The organism is Halocynthiibacter sp. (assembly GCF_049608145.1).
In the GTDB taxonomy this organism is placed as follows: Bacteria; Pseudomonadota; Alphaproteobacteria; order Rhodobacterales; family Rhodobacteraceae; genus Halocynthiibacter.
Map to the genome: position 1 here is coordinate 120915 of NZ_JBMYXF010000002.1, position 19908 is coordinate 140822.

Annotated in this window: 16 protein-coding genes; 6 read left to right on the plus strand and 10 right to left on the minus strand. The window is 54.0% G+C overall.

Annotated features, from left to right (window positions below):
- The first annotated feature begins 343 nt into the window (after positions 1-343).
- Together ACPGUT_RS01695 and ACPGUT_RS01700 are read left to right on the plus strand one after the other, a co-directional pair.
- Positions 344-655, plus strand: coding sequence for a hypothetical protein (locus ACPGUT_RS01695; protein WP_423988511.1), 312 nt, complete (start codon positions 344-346; stop codon positions 653-655).
- A 177-nt stretch (positions 656-832) separates the two neighbouring features.
- Complete coding sequence (locus ACPGUT_RS01700; protein ID WP_423988512.1) at positions 833-2518, plus strand: hypothetical protein; 1686 nt, start codon at positions 833-835, stop codon at positions 2516-2518.
- A 73-nt stretch (positions 2519-2591) separates the two neighbouring features.
- Here ACPGUT_RS01700 and ACPGUT_RS01705 read toward each other — a convergent pair whose 3' ends face one another.
- Complete coding sequence (locus ACPGUT_RS01705; RefSeq protein WP_423988513.1) at positions 2592-3665, minus strand: BMP family ABC transporter substrate-binding protein; 1074 nt, start codon at positions 3663-3665, stop codon at positions 2592-2594.
- 267 nt (positions 3666-3932) lie between these two features.
- On the opposite strand from ACPGUT_RS01705, the gene ACPGUT_RS01710 reads away from it, so the two are divergent.
- The gene (locus tag ACPGUT_RS01710) at positions 3933-4679 is read left to right on the plus strand and encodes a hypothetical protein (RefSeq protein WP_423988514.1); all 747 of its coding nucleotides are present in this window, start codon (positions 3933-3935) and stop codon (positions 4677-4679) included.
- Between the two features lie 30 nt (positions 4680-4709).
- Here ACPGUT_RS01710 and ACPGUT_RS01715 read toward each other — a convergent pair whose 3' ends face one another.
- The 7 genes from ACPGUT_RS01715 to xdhA form a co-directional block, all read right to left on the minus strand.
- Positions 4710-5468 carry an ion transporter gene (locus ACPGUT_RS01715; protein WP_423988515.1) on the minus strand — a complete coding sequence of 253 codons (759 nt, stop codon included), beginning with the start codon at positions 5466-5468 and terminating at the stop codon, positions 4710-4712.
- Between the two features lie 15 nt (positions 5469-5483).
- Positions 5484-6416 (minus strand): ABC transporter permease, encoded by a 933-nt coding sequence (locus tag ACPGUT_RS01720; RefSeq protein ID WP_423988516.1) that lies wholly within the window; start codon positions 6414-6416, stop codon positions 5484-5486.
- Positions 6416-7495, minus strand: a complete 1080-nt coding sequence (locus ACPGUT_RS01725; RefSeq protein WP_423988537.1) for an ABC transporter permease — start codon at positions 7493-7495, stop codon at positions 6416-6418. Before ACPGUT_RS01725 ends, ACPGUT_RS01720 begins: the two co-directional genes overlap by 1 nt.
- Positions 7496-7580: 85 nt before the next feature.
- Positions 7581-9116, minus strand: coding sequence for an ABC transporter ATP-binding protein (locus ACPGUT_RS01730; RefSeq protein WP_423988517.1), 1536 nt, complete (start codon positions 9114-9116; stop codon positions 7581-7583).
- Positions 9113-9883 carry a xanthine dehydrogenase accessory protein XdhC gene (gene xdhC / locus ACPGUT_RS01735; RefSeq protein ID WP_423988518.1) on the minus strand — a complete coding sequence of 257 codons (771 nt, stop codon included), beginning with the start codon at positions 9881-9883 and terminating at the stop codon, positions 9113-9115. Before xdhC ends, ACPGUT_RS01730 begins: the two co-directional genes overlap by 4 nt.
- Positions 9880-12189, minus strand: a complete 2310-nt coding sequence (xdhB, locus tag ACPGUT_RS01740; RefSeq protein ID WP_423988519.1) for a xanthine dehydrogenase molybdopterin binding subunit — start codon at positions 12187-12189, stop codon at positions 9880-9882. The genes xdhC and xdhB overlap by 4 nt, the downstream gene beginning before the upstream one ends.
- On the minus strand, positions 12186-13589 hold the full coding sequence (gene xdhA, locus ACPGUT_RS01745) for a xanthine dehydrogenase small subunit (RefSeq protein WP_423988520.1): 1404 nt from the start codon (positions 13587-13589) through the stop codon (positions 12186-12188). The genes xdhB and xdhA overlap by 4 nt, the downstream gene beginning before the upstream one ends.
- 235 nt (positions 13590-13824) lie before the next feature.
- Between xdhA and dnaE the strand changes: the two genes are divergently transcribed.
- Positions 13825-17349: a DNA polymerase III subunit alpha gene (gene dnaE / locus ACPGUT_RS01750; protein WP_423988521.1), complete on the plus strand. Its 3525-nt coding sequence runs from the start codon at positions 13825-13827 to the stop codon at positions 17347-17349.
- Between the two features lie 121 nt (positions 17350-17470).
- The gene (locus tag ACPGUT_RS01755) at positions 17471-18133 is read left to right on the plus strand and encodes a hypothetical protein (RefSeq protein ID WP_423988522.1); all 663 of its coding nucleotides are present in this window, start codon (positions 17471-17473) and stop codon (positions 18131-18133) included.
- Between the two features lie 127 nt (positions 18134-18260).
- On the opposite strand, the gene ACPGUT_RS01760 is transcribed toward ACPGUT_RS01755, so the two are convergent.
- Both ACPGUT_RS01760 and ACPGUT_RS01765 read right to left on the minus strand, forming a co-directional pair.
- Positions 18261-18467, minus strand: coding sequence for a SlyX family protein (locus tag ACPGUT_RS01760; protein WP_423988523.1), 207 nt, complete (start codon positions 18465-18467; stop codon positions 18261-18263).
- Between the two features lie 18 nt (positions 18468-18485).
- On the minus strand, positions 18486-19277 hold the full coding sequence (locus tag ACPGUT_RS01765; protein ID WP_423988524.1) for a phenylalanine 4-monooxygenase: 792 nt from the start codon (positions 19275-19277) through the stop codon (positions 18486-18488).
- Between the two features lie 108 nt (positions 19278-19385).
- On the opposite strand from ACPGUT_RS01765, the gene ACPGUT_RS01770 reads away from it, so the two are divergent.
- On the plus strand, positions 19386-19844 hold the full coding sequence (locus ACPGUT_RS01770; RefSeq protein WP_423988525.1) for an Lrp/AsnC family transcriptional regulator: 459 nt from the start codon (positions 19386-19388) through the stop codon (positions 19842-19844).
- The last annotated feature ends 64 nt before the right edge of the window (positions 19845-19908 follow it).

Here is a 19908-nt window from a genome sequence, read left to right on the forward strand (position 1 = left end):
AAGTGCAAGAAATTTCTCGGGCAGAAAATCGGAAAGTGTAATTGAACGGCGCGCTCCATTCCAACTTACTCTGTTGAGGGGAGGCAATTGACCCGATCTTCACGCTGTCCGCTATATTAGGGGCAACATAGGTATAAAATCTGCGCGGCTTTTGCACATAATGTTTCACAGGATTTCGATGTTTCACCTGCTCACATCTATGTGTGCATACGTGAACATTAAAAACGCAATTCTCACGGTTCTGTGTGTTGAAACCCGGATTGGCCGGGCCTAAATCAATCTCATCGGAAGCACAAAGACTTCCACCGAAATAAACGACACCCAGACCGTAAGGAATATGAAAATGAAAACTGTAATCGCCTCCGTCCTCGCCCTGACCATCGCTGCTCCTGCTTTTGCTGGTGTTAAAGATGTCGAAGCACATTTCGCACAAGATAACGTTGGCATCGAAAGCGTTGTGATCGAAAACTCTGCGCCTATCACTGCAGAAGCTGTTGAAATCTTTGCAGGTCTTGCTGCTGAAGAAGGCACAGGCGTTGAAACCAAAGCCGTGCCATCCGTTGGCGCAACCCTGTCTTCCAAAGGCGGCGCGAACGCTGTTGCAACCGCATGGTTCGCAAGCGAAGCAGCAAGCGTATCTGGTTCCGACAGATAAGATCTGACGCGAACAGTCTAAGTGAATTTAAATACCTCCGATTGTGAAGTTGGGGGTATTTTCGCGCCTGGCGATATTGTGGTTGTCATGCACCGTCTTGGCGCTAACCTCTTGCAGCCTATATGAAATTTTGAATCTTTTCTGTATCAGTTGTTCTAAGTAATGATAGGTACAGTGATGATTTCCAGAGTTTTTACTGCAGCGTTAAGCTGCATTGTTCTGCTGTCCGGCATGTCCGGTGCACAGGCATTTTCTATACCAGAGGGCACAGCAAAAGATCAGGGCGTGGCCTTTGGCACCGGGTGCCAGATCTACGGGTATATGTCCAATAACAACGTGCAGGGTGTATCTGGTTATCTGCAGGTGGGGCCCTGGGTTGGACGTGGATTTGCCGCCGGGGTGTCCTATCATTTGTGGGGGACCGCCGATTCAAATGTGTCCCTGTCCGGAACAGGCGCGAACCCGACAAGTGGCGGTATCTTCGGCCCGATCACAGAAACCTATCTTGAAACGAAATGTGGCCTGACCAATGTCACAAATTTGGATCAAGGCTTTGTGGGCGGTCCTGCTTATAAAGACGCAAGTCGCTTGTTCATTACGTTTCGCGCGGAAGAAGATGGTAAGCTCTATGACTATTTCGGTGAATTAAACGGTGTCACAGACAGCAGTATCACCGCGACCAAGACGGAAGTTATTGCAAACGTTGAACCGCCGACGGTTACGCTATCTGGCGCGCCTGCCACTTACTCTGGCACCAGCCCCTTTTCTGTGACAGCGACCTTCAGCGCGGATATGACCGGGTTTGATGACCCGGCAGCAGATATCACAGCAGTGAACGCCTCTGTCGCGATAGGGGGCGTGGATGATGTTTATACGCTGACCATCACCCCAGACGGGGCGGGAGATATCTCACTGATGATCCCGGCCGGTGCTGCGAAAGGCCCGGATGAGACTGAAAACCTGCCGTCAAATACCGTCGAGATTGCAGAGCTTGTCAGCGAACCAGAAACGCAGAAACATGACGTGTCTGATTTTCTTCAAACCCGTAATGGCCTTTTGGCCAGCAACCAACCAGGGGTGACACGATTTTTGCAGGATCAGGGATGTGGTGCCTTTTCTGCCGGTGCGTCTGACGGTGGTTCGTCTGCAAGCGGCTGCGTGCAGAACGGATATACGTGGACTGACTTCACGGGATCATGGACAGATGCGCAATCCTACACATTGGTCACGATCGGTGCACATCACATGATTGGCCCGGATACGTTGGCAGGTGTGATGATCCAGGTTGATAACTTTGGCTATGATGCAGGCAACACCTCAGGCAGTGGCTGGATGGCCGGGCCGTATTTTGCAACGCGACTGGCGGGTCAGAAACTGTATCTGGAAGGGCGTCTTCTGTATGGGCAAACCGATAATACCCTGACACCTGATGGGGCGGATGCTGTTGATTTTGAAACCGAACGCTGGCTGACCCAACTGCGCATGAGCGGCGAATATCAGCTGCCACGTATGGTCCTGACACCGCTTGCCGACCTGACCTACAGCACGGATTGCACCCGAAACACCCCCGAAGAAATTCTGGGCAGTTGTGTGGGTTTGACACAGGTTTCAGCCGGGTTGGATTTCAAAACGCCGCTGGATGTGAATGTAGGTGCGCTTGAATTGCAGGGCGGATTGTCTGGGATTTATGCAGAAACCTGGGGTGGCCAAAGTGACTTTGAAGGTGGCCGGGGACGCGCGCATCTGGGCGTGAACTATAGCTATAGCGACAGTCTGAACATCGGGGCTGGTATGTTCTACGACGGTATCGGCATTCGCGAAGATGCCTGGGGCGGGCGTCTGACATTCGATCTGAAATTCTGATCAAACCATAGCGAACAAAAGAAAACGCCCCGGGAATGAAAGCCCGGGGCGTTTTTATTGGATGTTCCGAAACTTAGTTCGGGATGTCGCCTTCGACACCTTCAACATAGAAATCCATGCCGGCCAATGTGCCGTCATCCGCGGTTTCACCTTCCGCCAGCCAGACAGAACCGTCTTGCTTGTTCAGAGGACCAGTGAATGCGTGGTATTCGCCGGACACGATGGAATCAGCAATCGCTTGTGCTTCGGCCTGAACCTCAGCTGGAACGCGGTCAGAGAATTCACCGATCTCAACCATGCCTTCTTTGATGCCATCCCAAGTGCTTGTGCTTTCCCATGTGCCGTCGATGACAGCCTGGGTACGCGCGATATAGTACGGTGCCCAGTCGTCGATGATAGAAGACAGACGTGCGGTTGGACCGAACTGTTTCATGTCAGATGCCTGACCGAACGCCATGATGCCGCGCTCTTCTGCGATGGTCATTGCTGCAGGGGAATCTGTGTGCTGCATGATCACGTCAACGCCCTGTTCGATCAAAGCAGTCGCTGCGTCAGCTTCTTTTGCTGGATCAAACCAAGTGTAAACCCAGACAATTTTGAATTCGACGTCAGGGTTCACTTTTTGCGCGTGGATGTAAGCAGAGTTAATACCACGGATCACTTCGGGAATTGGGAAAGATGCGATGTAACCAACCTTGTTGGTTTCGGTCATGCGGCCTGCGATGGTGCCCAGAACAGCGCGACCTTCATAGAAACGTGCGGAATAGGTGGATACGTTGTCGGCGTTTTTATAACCGGTTGCGTGTTCGAAACGCACGTTCGGGAATTTCGCCGCGACGTTGATGGTTGGGTCCATGTAACCGAAAGACGTGGTGAAGATCAGTTCATTGCCGGACAGGGCCATTTGGGTCAGAACACGTTCTGCATCGGCGCCTTCAGGGACGGATTCAACAAAAGTTGTTTCAACCGCGTCACCGAAATGTTCTTCAACCGCCTGGCGGCCCTGATCATGTTCGTAAGACCAGCCAAAGTCGCCCACAGGACCAACATAGACAAAGCCGACTTTCAGCGGATCGTCGGCATAAGCCGCGCCACCAAGGCCAAGCGCAAGGGTCGCGCCGGCAAGAATTGTTTTAACAGATTTCATTATTCTCTCCCGTTATGGTCGTTCGATATGCGGTTCGCATCTTTTGTCGGGCCCTGACCGGATAGGGACGGGGCCTGATGCGTTCTGTGGCATATTAGGCAGGGCGGGGCATGACAGCAAGGATTTATCCCTTAACGATACGTCGCAGGAAAACCCAGAGATGGGCTGTATTCGAAAGATCCCGGGCCCACCGTTTGGGGGTTCACAATTCAGCAATCTGGCATGTATCAATTGATGAATTGAACTTATCTATAAACGAGTATCCAAATGTCCCAACTTCCCCCTCTAGGCGTAACCAATCTGGTTGGTGCGTCCTTTTCTGTCCTTAGCAAAAAATACCTTCCACTGCTGATTACAGCCTGTGTTCTGTCTTTGGTCATTGGTTTTAGCATAAATGCACTGACACCGATTTTATATGGAACGGGGGGCGTCACAGGGGATTTTGCATTTTATCTGATCTCACTTGCCCTAGGAACGCTACAGGTCGCGATCCAGGTTCTTGTCTGCGCGCAGATTGTACGCGGGGAACCCATTGATATTGGATCATGTATCAGCCATGCGCTGACATGCCTTGCGCCGCTGGTGGTGCTTTCGATGGTAACTTATCTGTGCGTGTTAGCGGGGGCAATGTTGTTGATTATACCTGGTCTTCTCATAGCAGCTATGTGGGCTGTGCTGATCCCTGCAGTTCTTTTTGAGGGAGCGGGCTTTGGTGGGCTTGGCGTTTCGGCTTATCTGACAAGAGAGTATCGTTGGCCAATTATCGGGGCAGGTATTCTGATATTCGGTTTAATGTTTGTTGTATTTTTGGTGATGTTGTTTGCTATTGGCTTCAATGCTATCGCAGCCCCCTCAGAACTACTTCTGGCTGAGCCTGTCTGGTTTGTTGCCCTGGAATCGTTGGTAACGGCAGTATTTCAGGCAATCAGTTCACTATTCTCTGTGCTTCTTTACACACGCCTAAAAGACATCAAAGAAGGTGGCAGTGGAAATGTGGAAGAGGTCTTTGCCTGATCTGACCACGCAAGGGTGAGCCTGCGCGGCTCACTCTTTTTTGTCGCTTGGATCTGGTTTGGGTTTCTCTTCATCACGCAGGGGGCGGATGTTTGTTTGTGTTTCCAGCAATGCAGTGGTGATGATAGCGGAAGGCACCGCAACTGTGCCAAGTCCAATGAACAGGACAAATGACGTGAAAATGCGCCCGCCTGTGGTGATTGGGAACATGTCGCCATAACCAACCGTTGTGAATGTGGCGATAGCCCACCAAAAGCTTTCTGGTATGGATGTGAAGACATCAGGTTGTGCTTCGTGTTCAAACAGGTAGATCCCGACAGAACTGATATAAAGCATGACCCCGGCCAGGATCGTGAAGACATAAAGCTCACCACGTACCAGATGCAACGCGTCCCGTAGTCGAAACAGGATCAGGGATGAATGGAACGGTTTAAGAAGGCGCAACAATCGCATCAGACGCAGGGTTCGTACCGTTTGCCATGCTGGTATCAGCAGCAACAGCGCGGGCAAGCAAGACAATAAGTCGACTAGGCCCCAGAAGCTGAAGATATAGCGCCAAGGTTTATGTGTGCAGGTGACGCGCAGTAAATATTCAATCACAAAAACCGCAAGAATGAAGAATTCAAACCGATCAAACCAGATTTTGGCACCCGCGGGAATGCTTGGGATGGTCTCTAGGGCGATCGTAACCGCAGACACCCCAATGAGGACATTCATCATTGTCGAAACCCGTGCCCCTACAACTGCATGGGTGCCATCCAGAATTTCAATGATGTCTTGGCGTGTCATGGGCGGGCTGCCCCCTTAATGCGTCGCGTGAAAGATCTTGCCCAGTGAGGCAGGCGCATTCATCGCGGCTTTGTTTTTATCCGCAGACATGATCACCAGCACCACGATTGTGATGACATAGGGGGACATGGACAGATATTCGACCGGAACATCAAGGCCCGCCGCCTGAAGGTAAAGCTGCAAAAACGTCACGCCACCAAACAACCAAGCCCCCAGCAAAACGCGCCAAGGCTTCCAGCTGGCAAACACCACAATCGCCAAAGCAATCCAGCCCGCGCCAGCCGTCATGCCCTCGGTCCATTGCGGCACACGCACCAGTGACAGGTAAGCGCCCCCAAGGCCTGCACAGGCCCCGCCAAACATGATCGCCAGCAGACGAATGCGCACAACTTTATAGCCAAGCGCATGGGCGGCGTCGTGGTTTTCCCCAACCGCGCGCAGGATCAGACCAACACGGGTGTATTTCAGTGTGGCCCAGACCGCAGCAACCAATGCAATGGCGAAATAGACCAGCAGATCGTGGCTGAATAAGATCGGGCCGACAACGGGCAAATCGGACAGGACAGGCAAGTCAAGTTTTGGCGTCGAAGGCGGTTTGATCCCCGCATAGCTTTGCCCCAGAAGGGCCGATAACCCAAGGCCAAACAATGTCAGGGCCAGGCCCGTCGCCACCTGATTAGACAGCAGATATTGCGTCAGGAAACCAAATAACAGGGCCATTACAGCCCCGCCAATCGCGGCCGCACACATGCCCAGCAACGGGCTGTCTGTGTTGACAGAAATCATAAAGCCGCAGATCGCGCCAAAGATCATCATGCCTTCAACACCAAGGTTCAGGACACCGGACTTCTCGACCACCAGTTCGCCGATGGCGGCAAACAGAATGGGGGTCGCGGCAATCATCATGGTGGTGATCAGAACCACCGGATCAAATGAAGATAAATCCATCACGCGGTCTCCTTGCCAAATCGGACTTTGAAGTTGGTCAGCACATCCATCGCCAGAAGGAAGAACAAAAGCATCCCCTGAAAGGCCTGGATTGCCGCCGCCGGGATCGACAGCTGCAATTGTGCAAGTTCGCCCCCGATATAGGTCAGCGCCATCAAAAGCCCTGCCAGCAATATGCCAACCGGATGCAAACGCCCCAGAAAGGCGACGATAATCGCTGTAAATCCGTACCCGACGTTGAACTTATCGGTAATCTGGCCCGCTGGGCCGGTGACTTCGAATAGACCCGCAAGACCCGCAAGACCACCAGACAACCCCATGCAGATCACGATCAGCAAGGTCGGGCGCACGGATGCAAAGCGCGCCGCACGCGGGCTTTCGCCGGTCAATCGGATCTGGAAACCCAAGATGTGACGGGACAGCAGGATATAGGCCGCGATCACCGCAATAATCGCCGCAACGACGCCCCAGTGCGCGCCTGTACCTGCGATCAGTTCGGGGTTTGACGTCGCGGAATAATGCGCAAGGTTGCGTGACCCGGGAAAACCGTGCCCTTCGGGGTTTTTCAACAACCCGTTTGCCATGGATTTCAGGATTTCCTGTGCGATATAGACCAGCATCAGGGATGTCAGAATTTCATTCGTGTTGAACTTGGTTTTCAAGATCGCCGGGATCATCGCCCAAAGCGTGCCGCCAATTGCGCCTGCGATCACCATCAAGGGGAAGATGATCCAGAGTTCTGCCGGGTAGAACGCCAAGCCCGTGGCCGCACCAAAAATCGCGCCCATAATGTATTGGCCTTCGGCGCCGATGTTCCAGATGCCTGCGCGAAACCCCAAAGATAGGCCAATCGCAATCAACACCAATGGCCCGGCTTTGACCAGCAATTGGGGGCGGGAATAGCTGGCGAAATCACCAAACAACGGGTCCCAAAAGATAATGCGGATCGCTTCCAGCGGGTCTTTGCCAATGGAAGCAAACATTATGCCGCCCACGACCATTGTTAGGACAACCGCTAGCAAAGGGGCTGCGATGGACCAAAGTTTTGAAGGTTGGGGGCGTGGCTCTAGCCTAAACACTACAGATAAAAGCCAGATCCCTGGCGAAAGAAAGAACAAGGCCAGCGGGTTGCGATCATCTTTTGGGTTCGGGTTAATGTAGTTTTTAATGGACATGCGCCACCTCCATACCGTGGGCACCGCCCATCATCAGGCCAATTTCATCCACCGTCAGGCCTGCGGCCGGGCGGGCATTAGACAGTGCGCCTTCATTCAGTGCCGCAAATCGGTCGGAAATTTCCATCAACTCATCCAGGTCCTGGCTGATCACAATGATCGCTGCCCCTTTGGCCGCCAGATCCAGCAAAGATTGCCGGATAGATGCGGCAGCCGAGGCATCCACACCCCATGTTGGCTGGTTCACGACCAGCACATCAGGGTCTTGCAGAACTTCACGCCCAACCACAAATTTTTGCAGATTGCCACCAGACAAGGATCGCGCCGCATTGGCTGATCCCGGTGTGCGCACATCGAATTTTTTGATGATCTCACGGGCAAATTCACGCGATGCGCCCCAGTTTACAAAACCCGATTTGGTCAGGTCTTTGCGCACAGCCCCGGTCAAAAGGGCGTTTTCAACCAGGCTCATGTCGGGGGCTGCCGCGTGGCCCAGCCGTTCTTCCGGGGCGGCAAGAATGGCCAGTTTACGCCGCTCATTCGGGGACAGGTCGCCAACAGCTGTGCCGTTGACCGTCACCGCGCCATGATGTGTGCGCGCTTCGCCGGAAATCGCGGCAAGCAATTCATCCTGCCCATTGCCCGCAACACCGCCAATGCCCAGAATTTCGCCCTCGCGCACTTCCAAATTGATATTTTTCAGGCTGGTGCCAAAAGGGTTTGCGCTGGCCATGGACAGATCCGACACAGCCAAGACCACTTCACCCGCATCTTTACTGGCGCGTTCTGGGACATGCAGAACTTCGCCCACCATCATTTCCGCCAGTTCACGTGCAGATTTTTCGCGCGGTGTGCAGTTGCCAACAACCTTGCCCAGACGCAGAACCGTGGCTTCGTCACAAAGACTGCGGATTTCTTCCAGTTTATGGGAAATATACAGAATTGCGGTGCCTTCACGCGACAGCTGGCGCAGGGTCTGGAACAGAATATCAACTTCCTGCGGGGTCAGAACCGATGTGGGTTCGTCCATAATCAACAGCTTTGGATCCTGCAGAAGACAGCGAATGATTTCCACGCGCTGACGTTCGCCGGCGGATAGGTTGCCGACAACAACATGCGGATCAAGGGGCAGGCCGTATTCTTCGCTGACAGCCGTGATACGCGCCGCCAGATCCCCCATTTTGGGCGGGTTTTCCATACCCAGCGCGATATTTTCAGCAACATTCAACGCGTCAAACAGTGAAAAATGCTGAAACACCATGGCAATGCCATCCGCGCGTGCCGCCCGGGGTTCGGTCGGTTCAAAGCGTTCTCCGCGCAGGGTCATTGTCCCGCTGTCAGGCTTCACCAGGCCGTAGATCATTTTCACTAGGGTGGATTTGCCCGCGCCGTTTTCCCCAAGCAGGGCGTGAACCTCGCCTTCATGGATTTTAAATCCGACGTTGTCATTGGCAACCACGCCGGGATAGGCTTTGGTCAATCCGTCCAGATGCAGCAGCACCGGTGTTTCGCCCGTGTCACTCATGATGCGATCTCTCCCGTTTTGTCCCTTATGCGATCTGCAGCCGCTTTGTGTTCATATGCCAGCAACGTGCCGGCAACGCCAACAGCTATTTCCGCCGGATGTTTGCCCAGGCCCGGATTGCCAATCGGGCAGGTGATCGTGCGGATCACTTCCGGGGCATGCCCGAGGTCTTTCAATCGTTTCTGAAAACGGATCCATTTGGTGGCAGACCCAATCAGACCACAGGTTTCAAATCCCTTTGTCAGCAGCCCGTGGCACAGATCAAGATCCAGCTTGTGATCATGTGTCACGATGATGTGGCGTGCGTTTTTAGGAGCATGTGGCACAAGCCGCGCCGGATTTTTCGCCAGCAAAGGTGTGACATTCTGCGGCAGATTTTCCGGCAGCCGTGACATGTCAAAATCCACCAGCGTTAGATCAAATCCGGGCAGGGGGGCCATGACCTGACAGATGGCGCGGCCCACATGCCCTGCACCCCAAATCCATAAGGGGCTGCCATCGGCCCTCTCGGCTTGGGTGTTGGCGGTGAAATTCAGGATAACCGTGCCACCGCAACATTGCCCAAGGTTCGGACCCAGTGGCATGGTGCGCTGTGTGGTCTCTTTGCCGTCAATCAGCATCTGCCGGGCAATTTTAGCGGCTTCCCATTCCAAGGCGCCGCCACCGATCGTGCCGTCCTGACCCTTTGCAAAGACACGCATTGTCGCACCTTCCTCGCGGGGGGCAGACCCCATGGTGCGGGCAACGCTGACGGTAACCCAGGTCATATACGCGCCCGTTTGACTGCCGCCAGAATATTTTCAGCCGTGGCCGGGGCCTGAAGATCCGCGAAACTGTCCCCACAGGCAGAGACCGCATCAGACAGGGCCATCAGGGCGGAAATCCCGTGATTAAACGGTGGCTCACCCACGGCTTTTGACCGGTACACAGTGTCCACAGGGTTTTCATTGTCATAAAGCGCAACATTGAAAACATCAGGCCGATCAGAACAGGCCGGGATTTTATAAGTTGATGGCGCATGGGTGCGCAAACGCCCCTTGTCATCCCAGACAAGTTCCTCTGTCGTCAGCCAGCCCGCGCCCTGCACATAAGCCCCTTCGACCTGTCCGATATCCAGTGCAGGGTTCAGGCTCTTGCCAGCGTCATGCAAAATATCACTGCGCAGAATGCGGTTTTCACCCGTCAGCGTGTCGATCACAACTTCGGTGACAGAGGCACCATAAGCAAAGTAATAAAACGGTCGCCCATGCCCTTTGATGCGGTCCCAAGAAATCTCAGGCGTCTTGTAAAAACCGGTTGAAGACAGCGAAATCCGGTTCTCATATGCCATCTGTGCAGCTTTAGAAAAGCTCAGAACATCGCCGCCCACATGCACCTTGTCATTCTCAAAACGAATGGAACTTGCCGAAATCTGGTAATATTCGCCAAGAAATTCGGCCATGCGATCCCGGATCGTGTCACAGGCCGCCTGAACTGCCATACCGTTCAGATCCGCGCCGGATGATGCTGCCGTGGCGGATGTGTTGGGCACTTTCGCGGTATCTGTAGGGGTGATCTTCACCACATCCATACTGACACCAAACCGCGAGGCCGCGACCTGCGCCACCTTCTGGAACAGGCCCTGACCCATTTCGGTGCCACCGTGGTTCAGATGAATGGACCCATCTTGATACACATGCACAAGCGCGCCCGCCTGGTTCAAATGCGTCAGGGTGAAACTGATGCCAAATTTCACAGGCGTCAGGGCCAGCCCCTTTTTCAGGATGTCATTTTTAGCGTTCCAACTGTCAACCGCCGCGCGCCGCGCTTCGTATTCGGCGTTTGTTGAAAGCTGATCTACCAGATCATTGATCACGCAATCTGTGATGACCTGACCATAAGGGGTGGTCTGTTTCATCTTGCTGGAAATACTCCCGCCGGAGGCATCCACCATATCCGCATAGAAATTGGCTTTGCGCACATCCAATGCATCGACCCCAAGATCGCGCGCAATGTGATCCATCAGACGTTCAATCCCCAACATGCCCTGAGGCCCGCCAAACCCGCGATAGGCCGTGGCGCTTTGGGTGTTTGTTTTCAGACGATGGCTTTCGATTGTGACATGTTCAAGATTATAGGCGTTGTCCGCATGCAACATCGCACGATCAGCCACAGGTAGGGACAGATCCAATGCCCATCCACACCGGGTATAATGCCAAAATTCAACACCCAGAATGCGCCCGTGTTCATCAACCCCCGCGCGATAGCTGATGCGGAAATCATGACGTTTGCCTGTGATCATCATGTCATCGTCACGGTCATACCGCATCTTACAGGGACGTCCTGTGTGCAGAGCCGCGACTGCACAGGACACGGCCAGCGCATTGCCCTGGCTTTCCTTGCCGCCAAAACCACCGCCCATCCGGCGACTTTCCACACGCACCGCATGCATGGGTTTACCGATGGCATGGGCAACCTTGTGCTGAATTTCGGTTGGGTGCTGGGTCGAGGAGGACACATAGACATCGCCATTCTCTGCGGGCATGGCGAGTGCGGCTTGACCTTCTAAATAGAAATGTTCCTGTCCGCCCATTTCAAAGCGGCCCTCAATCACATGGGGTGCAGTTTCAATGGCCTTGGTGGCGTCGCCTTTGGACCAGATGCGCGGCCTGTCTTCAAAACGGCTGTCTGCCGCAAGGGCTTGATCAATAGTTAAGATCGGGGGTTTCTCTTCGATCGTGATGCGGCCAAGACGCGCCGCCTTGCGCGCGTTCAGGTGGCTGTCTGCCACAACAAGAAAAATCGGCTGGCCCAGATAATGCACGGAATCCGTCGCCAGCAAGGGTTCATCGTGGACGGATGGCGAGACATCATTTTCAAAAGGCAGATCTTCGGCAATCAGTACAGCAAACACGCCCGGTGCTGTGCGAACAGCGTCCAGATCCATCGATGTGATCACCCCATGTGCAACCTCAGAAGTGCCAAAGGCCAGATGCAGGGTGTTTGCGGGCAGGGGGACGTCATCAAGATAGCGCGCTGTGCCGGTCACATGCAGGCGGGCGGAATCATGTGTCAGGGATTTTGCAACGCTCATGGTTGAACCTCCAGCACAGATACGGGTTTCCCCATGGCATCCTGCATATAACGGCGCAGCATATTTTGCGCGGCTTCCATACGATACTGCGCGCTGGCGCGCATATCCGTCATCGGGGTGAAATCCTGTGTCAGGGCTGCACAGGCGGCTTCGATACTATCTGTATTCCAAGGCTGACCGATCAAGGCTTTTTCTGCATGGCTTGCGCGTTTCGGTGTGCCCGCCATACCACCAAAGGCAATGCGGACCTCAGACATGACCTTGCCATCGCCCATAATATAGATCGCACCCAGCACGGCCGAAATATCCTGATCAAAGCGTTTTGACAGTTTATAGACCCGCAAAGCATCACGTTTTTTCGGAATGCTGATGGCTTCCACGAATTCACCGGCGGTCCGATCCTGTTTGCCGTAATCGATGAAGAAATCTTCCAGGGGAATTTCGCGTTGCGTATTGCCCTTGCGCAGATGCAAAGTCGCACCCAAGGCAATCAACGCGGGTGGACTGTCCCCAATAGGAGATCCATTGGCAATATTCCCACCAAGTGTTGCGGCATTGCGCACCTGCGTGGAAGAAAACCGTCGCAACATTTCACCAAAGGATGGGTATAACGCAGCAATCACCGGACGCAGCTCTTCGATCGTGACGCCGGCACCGACACGCAGATGATCGCCCATGTCTTCAATCTGCTGCATGTCCTGAATACCATTCAGGAAAGCGGTTTTCGGCAGGTCCCGCAGTTGCTTTGTCACCCAGAGCCCGACATCCGTTGCGCCTGCGATCAGGGTCGCGTCCGGGTTGGCGGCGTACCAGGCGGCGAGATCATCAGTGGTTTGCGGGCGGAAATGTGTGGCTGCGCCAGGGGGCTGGCTGCCCCCTGGGACCCCCGCGAGTATTTCCGGCAAGATGAAAGGTTTGGTAAGGTGATCGGGAACTGGTTTATCGGCGGCAGCTTCAGCCGCGCGGATGATCGGCGCATATCCTGTGCAACGACAGAGATTCCCTGCAAGCTGATCGTCATAATCCGTTGCGCCGTTCTTATGGGCGGTCGCCATGGACATGACAAATCCCGGCGTGCAGAAACCACACTGGCTGCCATGATGTTCAATCATGGCGTCCTGCACCGGGTGCAAAGTGCCATCACCCGCCGCAAGACCTTCAACTGTGGTGACAGATTTACCATGCAGTTGTGGCAAAAGCAGAATGCAGGCATTCAGCGCACGGGTGCCGTTGTGATCATCAACCATCACAGTGCAGGCGCCGCAATCGCCTTCGTTGCAGCCTTCTTTCGTGCCGTTCAATCCACGCGCAATGCGCACGTGATCCAGCAGCGTTTCGGTCGGGTTCACTGTATTTAGCGAGACAGCTTCCCCATTCAGGAGAAATTCAATCTGGCTCATATGTCAGTCCGTGTCGCCTTCTTTTCGGAAAACCGCGGGCCTTTAATTGCCAGATACGATCTTCAATGCGCGGGCCCGATGCGACGTAAAGCCTCGCGCGCTTCCCTGATGCCCCAGAAAAGCGCGAAAATGTCGCACTGGCAAGGGCTGAGTTGAAAACAGGGCCTGAAAGATCATTTGGGAATTGGCGAAAATCACGGGTGCAGGCGACACAAACCGGCGTTATGATGTCCGGATGACTGACCAGCCTCGATTCATCCATCTTCGTGTTCACACCGAATATTCCCTGCTTGAAGGGGCCGTTCCGGTGAAAAAACTGCCAGGCCTTTGCGGGGGCATGGATATGCCTGCCGTTGCGGTTACGGATACAAATTCCATGTTCGCTGCACTGGAATTCTCTGTCACCGCACAAAAGGCCGGGGTGCAGCCGATTGTCGGCTGTCAGGTTGATCTGCGATATGACCCGCCCGCAACAGGTGAAAAACCGCGTGATCCTGCGCCTGTTGTCCTGTTGGCACAGAATGAATCCGGTTATGAAAACCTGATGAAACTGTCTTCCTGTCTCTATGTGGATGCAGGGGGTGAACTGCCGCAGGTGACTGTTGAAGAACTGGAGAAACATGCCGCAGGCCTGATCTGTCTGACGGGTGGGCCGGAAGGCGCGCTGGGCGTGCTGATTGCCCAGGGTCAGGATGCAAAAGCAGATGCGCTGCTGGCGCGTATGATGGGGGCGTTTGGCGACCGTCTGTATATGGAATTGCAACGTCACCCTGGTGAAGGTGGGCAACTGACCGAAGCCGAGCGCGCAACAGAACGTGGTTTTGTGGAACGCGCCTATGCGCTGGATATTCCGCTTGTGGCCACCAATGACGTCTATTTCCCCAAAACCGATATGTATGAAGCCCATGACGCGCTGATATGTATTTCGGAAGGGGCCTATGTTGATCAACAGGAAGGCCGTCGTCGCCTGACGCCACAGCACTATTTCAAGTCCCCCGCTGAAATGGCGACATTGTTCGCAGATCTGCCAGAGGCAATTGAAAACACAGTTGAAATCGCACGTCGTTGCGCCTTTGGGGCCTATCTGCGTGACCCGATCCTACCGAAATTTGCCGATGACGAAGTCGCAGAACTGCGCCGCATCGCGAATGAAGGCCTGCAGAACCGTCTTGCTGTGATCCCCCATGCGGTGACGCCAGAAGAATACCAAAAACGGCTGGATTTCGAACTTGATATTATTGAGGGCATGGGATTTCCCGGCTACTTCCTGATCGTTGCGGACTTTATCCAATGGGGCAAAGATCAGGGCATTCCTGTGGGGCCGGGCCGGGGGTCTGGTGCGGGATCCTTGGTGGCCTATGCGCTGACGATTACCGACCTTGATCCGCTGCGCTATTCCTTGCTGTTTGAACGCTTCCTCAACCCGGAACGTGTTTCGATGCCTGACTTCGATATCGATTTTTGCATGGACCGCCGCGAAGAGGTGATTAAATATGTGCAGGAAAAATATGGCCGCGACAAAGTAGGTCAGATCATCACCTTTGGTGCGCTTTTGTCGAAAGCCGCCGTGCGCGATATTGGCCGTGTGTTGCAGATGCCCTACGGCCAGGTGGATCGTCTTTCTAAAATGATCCCGGTTGAGGGCGTAAAGCCCATGTCAATCGCGCAATCCCTGATCGAAGAACCCCGTCTGCGCGAAGAAGCCCGCAACGAGGAAGTCGTTGATCGCCTGCTAAATTACGGTCAACAAGTCGAAGGTCTGCTGCGAAATGCATCCACCCACGCGGCGGGTGTTGTGATTGGGGATCGGCCGTTAGATGCGCTTGTGCCGCTCTATCAGGATCCGCGATCCGACATGCCCGCAACCCAGTTCAATATGAAATGGGTGGAACAAGCTGGCCTTGTGAAATTCGACTTTTTGGGTCTGAAAACCCTAACCGTTATTCAGAATGCCGTTGATCAGATCAAGGGCGAAGGGCGCGATATTCACATCGCGGCCGATGGCACGCAACTGTATGAACCACCCGAAGGTGCGGTCAACGAAATCAACGCCATTCCACTGGATGATAAGGCGTCTTATGATCTCTATGCAGCGGCAAAAACCGTGGCGGTGTTCCAGGTGGAATCCACCGGCATGATGGATGCGCTGAAGCAGATGAAGCCAACCTGTATCGAGGACATTGTTGCGCTTGTTGCGCTCTATCGGCCGGGCCCGATGGAGAATATCCCAACTTATTGCAAAGTGAAGAATGGGCAGAAGGAACTGGAATCTGTCCACCCTCTGATTGACCATATCCTTGAAGAAACCCAAGGTATTATCGTTTATCAGGAACAGGTTATGCAGATCGCCCAGGTCATGGCTGGGTATTCTCTTGGTGGGGCGGATCTGTTGCGCCGTGCGATGGGTAAGAAGATCAAAGAAGCGATGGATGCAGAGCGTCCGAAGTTTGAAAAAGGCGCCGCAGAAAACGGTGTGCCCGCGAAAAAAGCCAGTGAGGTTTTCGACCTTCTGGAAAAATTCGCAAACTATGGCTTCAACAAATCCCACGCCGCCGCCTATGCGGTTGTGTCGTATCAAACGGCCTGGCTGAAGGCGAACCACCCGGTTGAATTCATGTCCGGTGTGATGAATTGCGATATCCACCTTACTGATAAGCTTGCGATTTTCGCGAATGAGGTGCGCAAGCCGACCGATCGTGACGGCCTGGGGTTGGAGATCATCCCGCCCTGTGTGAACCGATCTTTGGCGACGTTTTCCGTGTCGGAAGGACGTCTTGTTTACGGCCTAGGTGCTTTGAAAAACGTTGGCGTTGATGCCATGGGGCTTGTGGTGTCTGGCCGTCATGTGGAGGGCGTGAACAAACCTTTCGCAACGCTTTATGATATGGCGCGCCGCGTTGATCTGAAACGTGTTGGCAAGCGCCCGATGGAAATGTTGGCCCGCGCTGGGGCGTTTGATCAGCTTGATAGCAACCGCCGCCGTGTCTTTGATAGCCTCGATCCACTGGTCGCCTATTCCGCAGCGATCCATGAACAGCGCGCCTCCAATCAGGTGTCTTTGTTTGGCGAGGCGGGGGATGATTTACCTGAACCGCGCCTGTCGCAAGCCAATGATTGGATGCCCGCGGAACGTCTGACCGAAGAATTCAAAGCCATCGGATTTTATCTGTCAGGTCACCCTTTGGATGACTACATGCCCGCACTCAAACGCAAAAAGGTCATGACTTTGGCAGAACTGGAAAAAGAATGCCAACACAGCACCAGTACGAAGATTATGAAAATCGCGGGCTCCGTGTCTGGCTGTCAGGAACGTAAATCCGCGCGGGGCAACCGTTTTGCCTTTGCACAGCTCTCTGATCCCACCGGCGGATATGAGGTCACGATCTTCTCCGACACTTTGGAAAAATGCCGCGATCACCTGTTCTCGGGCAACAACGTTGTTGTCACGGTCGAAGCCACGATGGAATCAGATCAGCTCAAACTTCTGGCGCGCTCTATCGTGCCGGCTGACGGTATCGTGGCTGATGCGGGGAACATGGGCCTGTTGATCTACGTGGAAGAACCTGGCGCAATTCCTGCGGTGGCGTCTGTTCTGGATCAGTCTGATGCCCGTGGTCGGGGCCCCGTGAAATTCTGCCTCATGGCACCGGACTTACCGGGAGAGGTGGACATCGAGCTTGATAAAACCTTTGCACTGAACCCTCAGATAAAAAGCGCGATCAAAAGTCTCGATGGCGTCATGGCGGTGGAAGAAATCTAGGCACAACTTCGCCCGGATTCACCATGATAGCCGCAAGTCTCGACAAATCACTTCAATTTGTCCTAAAAGGCCCGGGTCTTGCCTGCTCTCCAGGTGGGACTGGGTATGAGGGATTTTACAGATGGGTATCAGACGGGCCTCTATTGGCATGTTGATTTCTGCTGCGCTGCTGTCAGGCTGCCAAACCATGGGCCTCGATGGCGGTGGTGTCTCGCGCAGCTTGGTTGCAGGCGGCCCATCTGCATCGACAACAACCGCGGCTTTGTCTGATGACACAAGCAATGAAATCACGCGTTTTTCCCGCCGTTCAGCCCGCCAAGAACCCGTCGAAGAATATGGTCTGACCCGGGTCTGCGGCACCAATGCGCGTCAGCGCGGGGAAGAAGTGGATCGCGCCGATGGGCAGGGTGTGCGTTTGTTTGATACGGCTCCCAATTCCAGCGCACCACGTGATTTTTACCTGACAGGCTTTGACGATGGATGCGCCCGCAAATTTACCGCGGCCCTTGCGTTGCTGGGATCCCCCGAAGTGCATGAAGGCTTTCGTTATGCCGGTGGTGTCCGCAATCGCGCCTGGAGCGACGTAGACAACGCCTATGAACGGTATAAAAACCGGACCTGCGGTGTATCCGACGGCGAAGCCTGCCCGGAAAATCGCCGTGGGCGCCTGAACCGCAGCATCGCCTTTTTGACCGTCTATGATCGTTTCGGATATTCAGGTGCGCGCAGTGAACTGCTGATCTGGAAGGGCGATGTGGTTGCCCGGGAAGTGGTCAGCAACTGACGCTGATCACACCCTGACGGGCGCCTTTCACGTTCACCTTCCCACAAATACTCCGGGGGAGTCCCGCAGGGACGGGGGCTGGCCCCCCTTACGGTTCTTATAGAAAAACTGCCCCTGATCTCACATCTTACCAATGCGGCGGGCGTTCATCTGTCATCACAACAGACCCACCTGCATCCAGCTCGCGTTCGGCTTCGCGTTCCATCAACATGGCCGACCGACGTTTCAGAACTTCAAGCTCACGTTCCTGGCGGGCGACGATATCAGACAACTCTTCCACGGTCCGTGTGAGATGGGCGAATTGTTCTTCAAGGTTCAGGATCTTATCTGTCATGCCTCCCGCATAGGCCTTTTACGGTGCTGGGTCAAACAGCGGGGGCAGGTCTCCGGCTGTTTTGGCCGCATCAATCATCGCTTTCAGATCTTGATCCAAAGATTGTGTCAGCGCTTCGAAACTGCGGATCGCAAAATACACCGGCTGAACAATGTCAATTCGGTAAGGGGTGCGCAGCACTTCCATCAGATCAAAATCTCGGATCTTGGCCTTATCACCCAAAGCGTTTTCAACCTCAGACGGTGATGACGCAATACCCGCGCCAAATCCCCGCGGGCCGTCTTTTGTGTGGATCATTCCGAATTCAATTGTGAACCAGAACAGGCGGAACATATGCCAGCTATAGCCCTTTCCAAGTTCCAAGGCGCGTTTGCCGAACGCCTCAATGAAATCGCAATAGGCACTGTTTGTCAGCAGGGGGCAATGACCGAAAACTTCATGGAACAGATCAGGTTCTTCAATGTAGTCAATATCTTCGCGACGCCGCAGGAAGGTTGCCACTGGGAATTTTCGTTCAGACAATAGGGTGAAAAACCGTGTCGGCGGAATAATCGCAGGCACACCTTCCACACCGGCGCCGGTCAATTCCCGCAGACGCGCGTCAATATCAACCACCTGAGGCACCTGATCTGCTTCCAGCCCCAATGTGCCAATTCCTTCCAGATAGCTGTCCACCATTTTGCCTTTCAGGCTGGCAACTTGCTGGTCAAACAATTCTGACCAGACCGAACGATCGGCATCCGTATAGGGGTAATGCCCTCGGGCATCAGATTGCAGCGACGTATATTCGTGTTTTTCCAGATCAAGCATTGGGACACTCCTTTGGTCAAAAGATTATCCCGGCCCTGTGACGAACAGCTTTCAAACTTGCCTAATTTCTGGCAGGATTTGGAAAATAATTTCATATAGGGTGCTAATATGGATTTATCTCATCAGGAAAAGGTGCTGCTTCGGGAAATTCAGCGCGACGCATCGCTTTCCGTGACGGAATTGGCAGAACGCTCTGGCATGGCGCAGAGCACGGCCTGGCGTCGTTTGCAGGATTTCGAAGCCCGTGGCGTGATCCGTGGGCGCGTGGTGTTGCTGGATCCGGATAAGATTGATGCCGGGTTTTGCGTCTTTGCCAATGTCACCCTGGCGGATCATTCCGAACAGGCCATTGCCAAGTTTGATTCCCTTGTGAAGAACCATGCTGAAATTCAGGAATGTCACAAACTGACGGGCAGTGCCGATTATATCCTTAAAATCCGCACGCGTGATGTGGCCGCGTATGAAGATTTCATGACGCATAATTTGTTGCGCAACCCTTCTGTGGGGGCGGTGGCGTCCTCTGTTTCACTTAAACAGCTTAAATCGACAACAGAACTGCCGCTTTAGGCCGCAGATCGATCTTCAGAACGCCAGTCACCTTGCCCCGCGCCTGCGCGCGCGTTACAGGTGC

Excerpts from the sequence above, each read along its gene's own strand:
- xdhA (WP_423988520.1), bottom strand. The coding sequence starts at position 13,589 with ATGAGCCAGATTGAATTTCTCCTGAATGGGGAAGCTGTCTCGCTAAAT.
- ACPGUT_RS01705 (WP_423988513.1), bottom strand. The coding sequence starts at position 3,665 with ATGAAATCTGTTAAAACAATTCTTGCCGGCGCGACCCTTGCGCTTGGC.
- ACPGUT_RS01730 (WP_423988517.1), bottom strand. The coding sequence starts at position 9,116 with ATGAGTGACACGGGCGAAACACCGGTGCTGCTGCATCTGGACGGATTG.
- xdhB (WP_423988519.1), bottom strand. The coding sequence starts at position 12,189 with ATGAGCGTTGCAAAATCCCTGACACATGATTCCGCCCGCCTGCATGTG.
- ACPGUT_RS01715 (WP_423988515.1), bottom strand. The coding sequence starts at position 5,468 with ATGACACGCCAAGACATCATTGAAATTCTGGATGGCACCCATGCAGTT.
- ACPGUT_RS01755 (WP_423988522.1), top strand. The coding sequence starts at position 17,471 with ATGGGTATCAGACGGGCCTCTATTGGCATGTTGATTTCTGCTGCGCTG.
- ACPGUT_RS01765 (WP_423988524.1), bottom strand. The coding sequence starts at position 19,277 with ATGCTTGATCTGGAAAAACACGAATATACGTCGCTGCAATCTGATGCC.
- ACPGUT_RS01695 (WP_423988511.1), top strand. The coding sequence starts at position 344 with ATGAAAACTGTAATCGCCTCCGTCCTCGCCCTGACCATCGCTGCTCCT.
- ACPGUT_RS01710 (WP_423988514.1), top strand. The coding sequence starts at position 3,933 with ATGTCCCAACTTCCCCCTCTAGGCGTAACCAATCTGGTTGGTGCGTCC.
- ACPGUT_RS01720 (WP_423988516.1), bottom strand. The coding sequence starts at position 6,416 with ATGGATTTATCTTCATTTGATCCGGTGGTTCTGATCACCACCATGATG.
- ACPGUT_RS01700 (WP_423988512.1), top strand. The coding sequence starts at position 833 with ATGATTTCCAGAGTTTTTACTGCAGCGTTAAGCTGCATTGTTCTGCTG.
- dnaE (WP_423988521.1), top strand. The coding sequence starts at position 13,825 with ATGACTGACCAGCCTCGATTCATCCATCTTCGTGTTCACACCGAATAT.
- xdhC (WP_423988518.1), bottom strand. The coding sequence starts at position 9,883 with ATGACCTGGGTTACCGTCAGCGTTGCCCGCACCATGGGGTCTGCCCCC.
- ACPGUT_RS01760 (WP_423988523.1), bottom strand. The coding sequence starts at position 18,467 with ATGACAGATAAGATCCTGAACCTTGAAGAACAATTCGCCCATCTCACA.
- ACPGUT_RS01770 (WP_423988525.1), top strand. The coding sequence starts at position 19,386 with ATGGATTTATCTCATCAGGAAAAGGTGCTGCTTCGGGAAATTCAGCGC.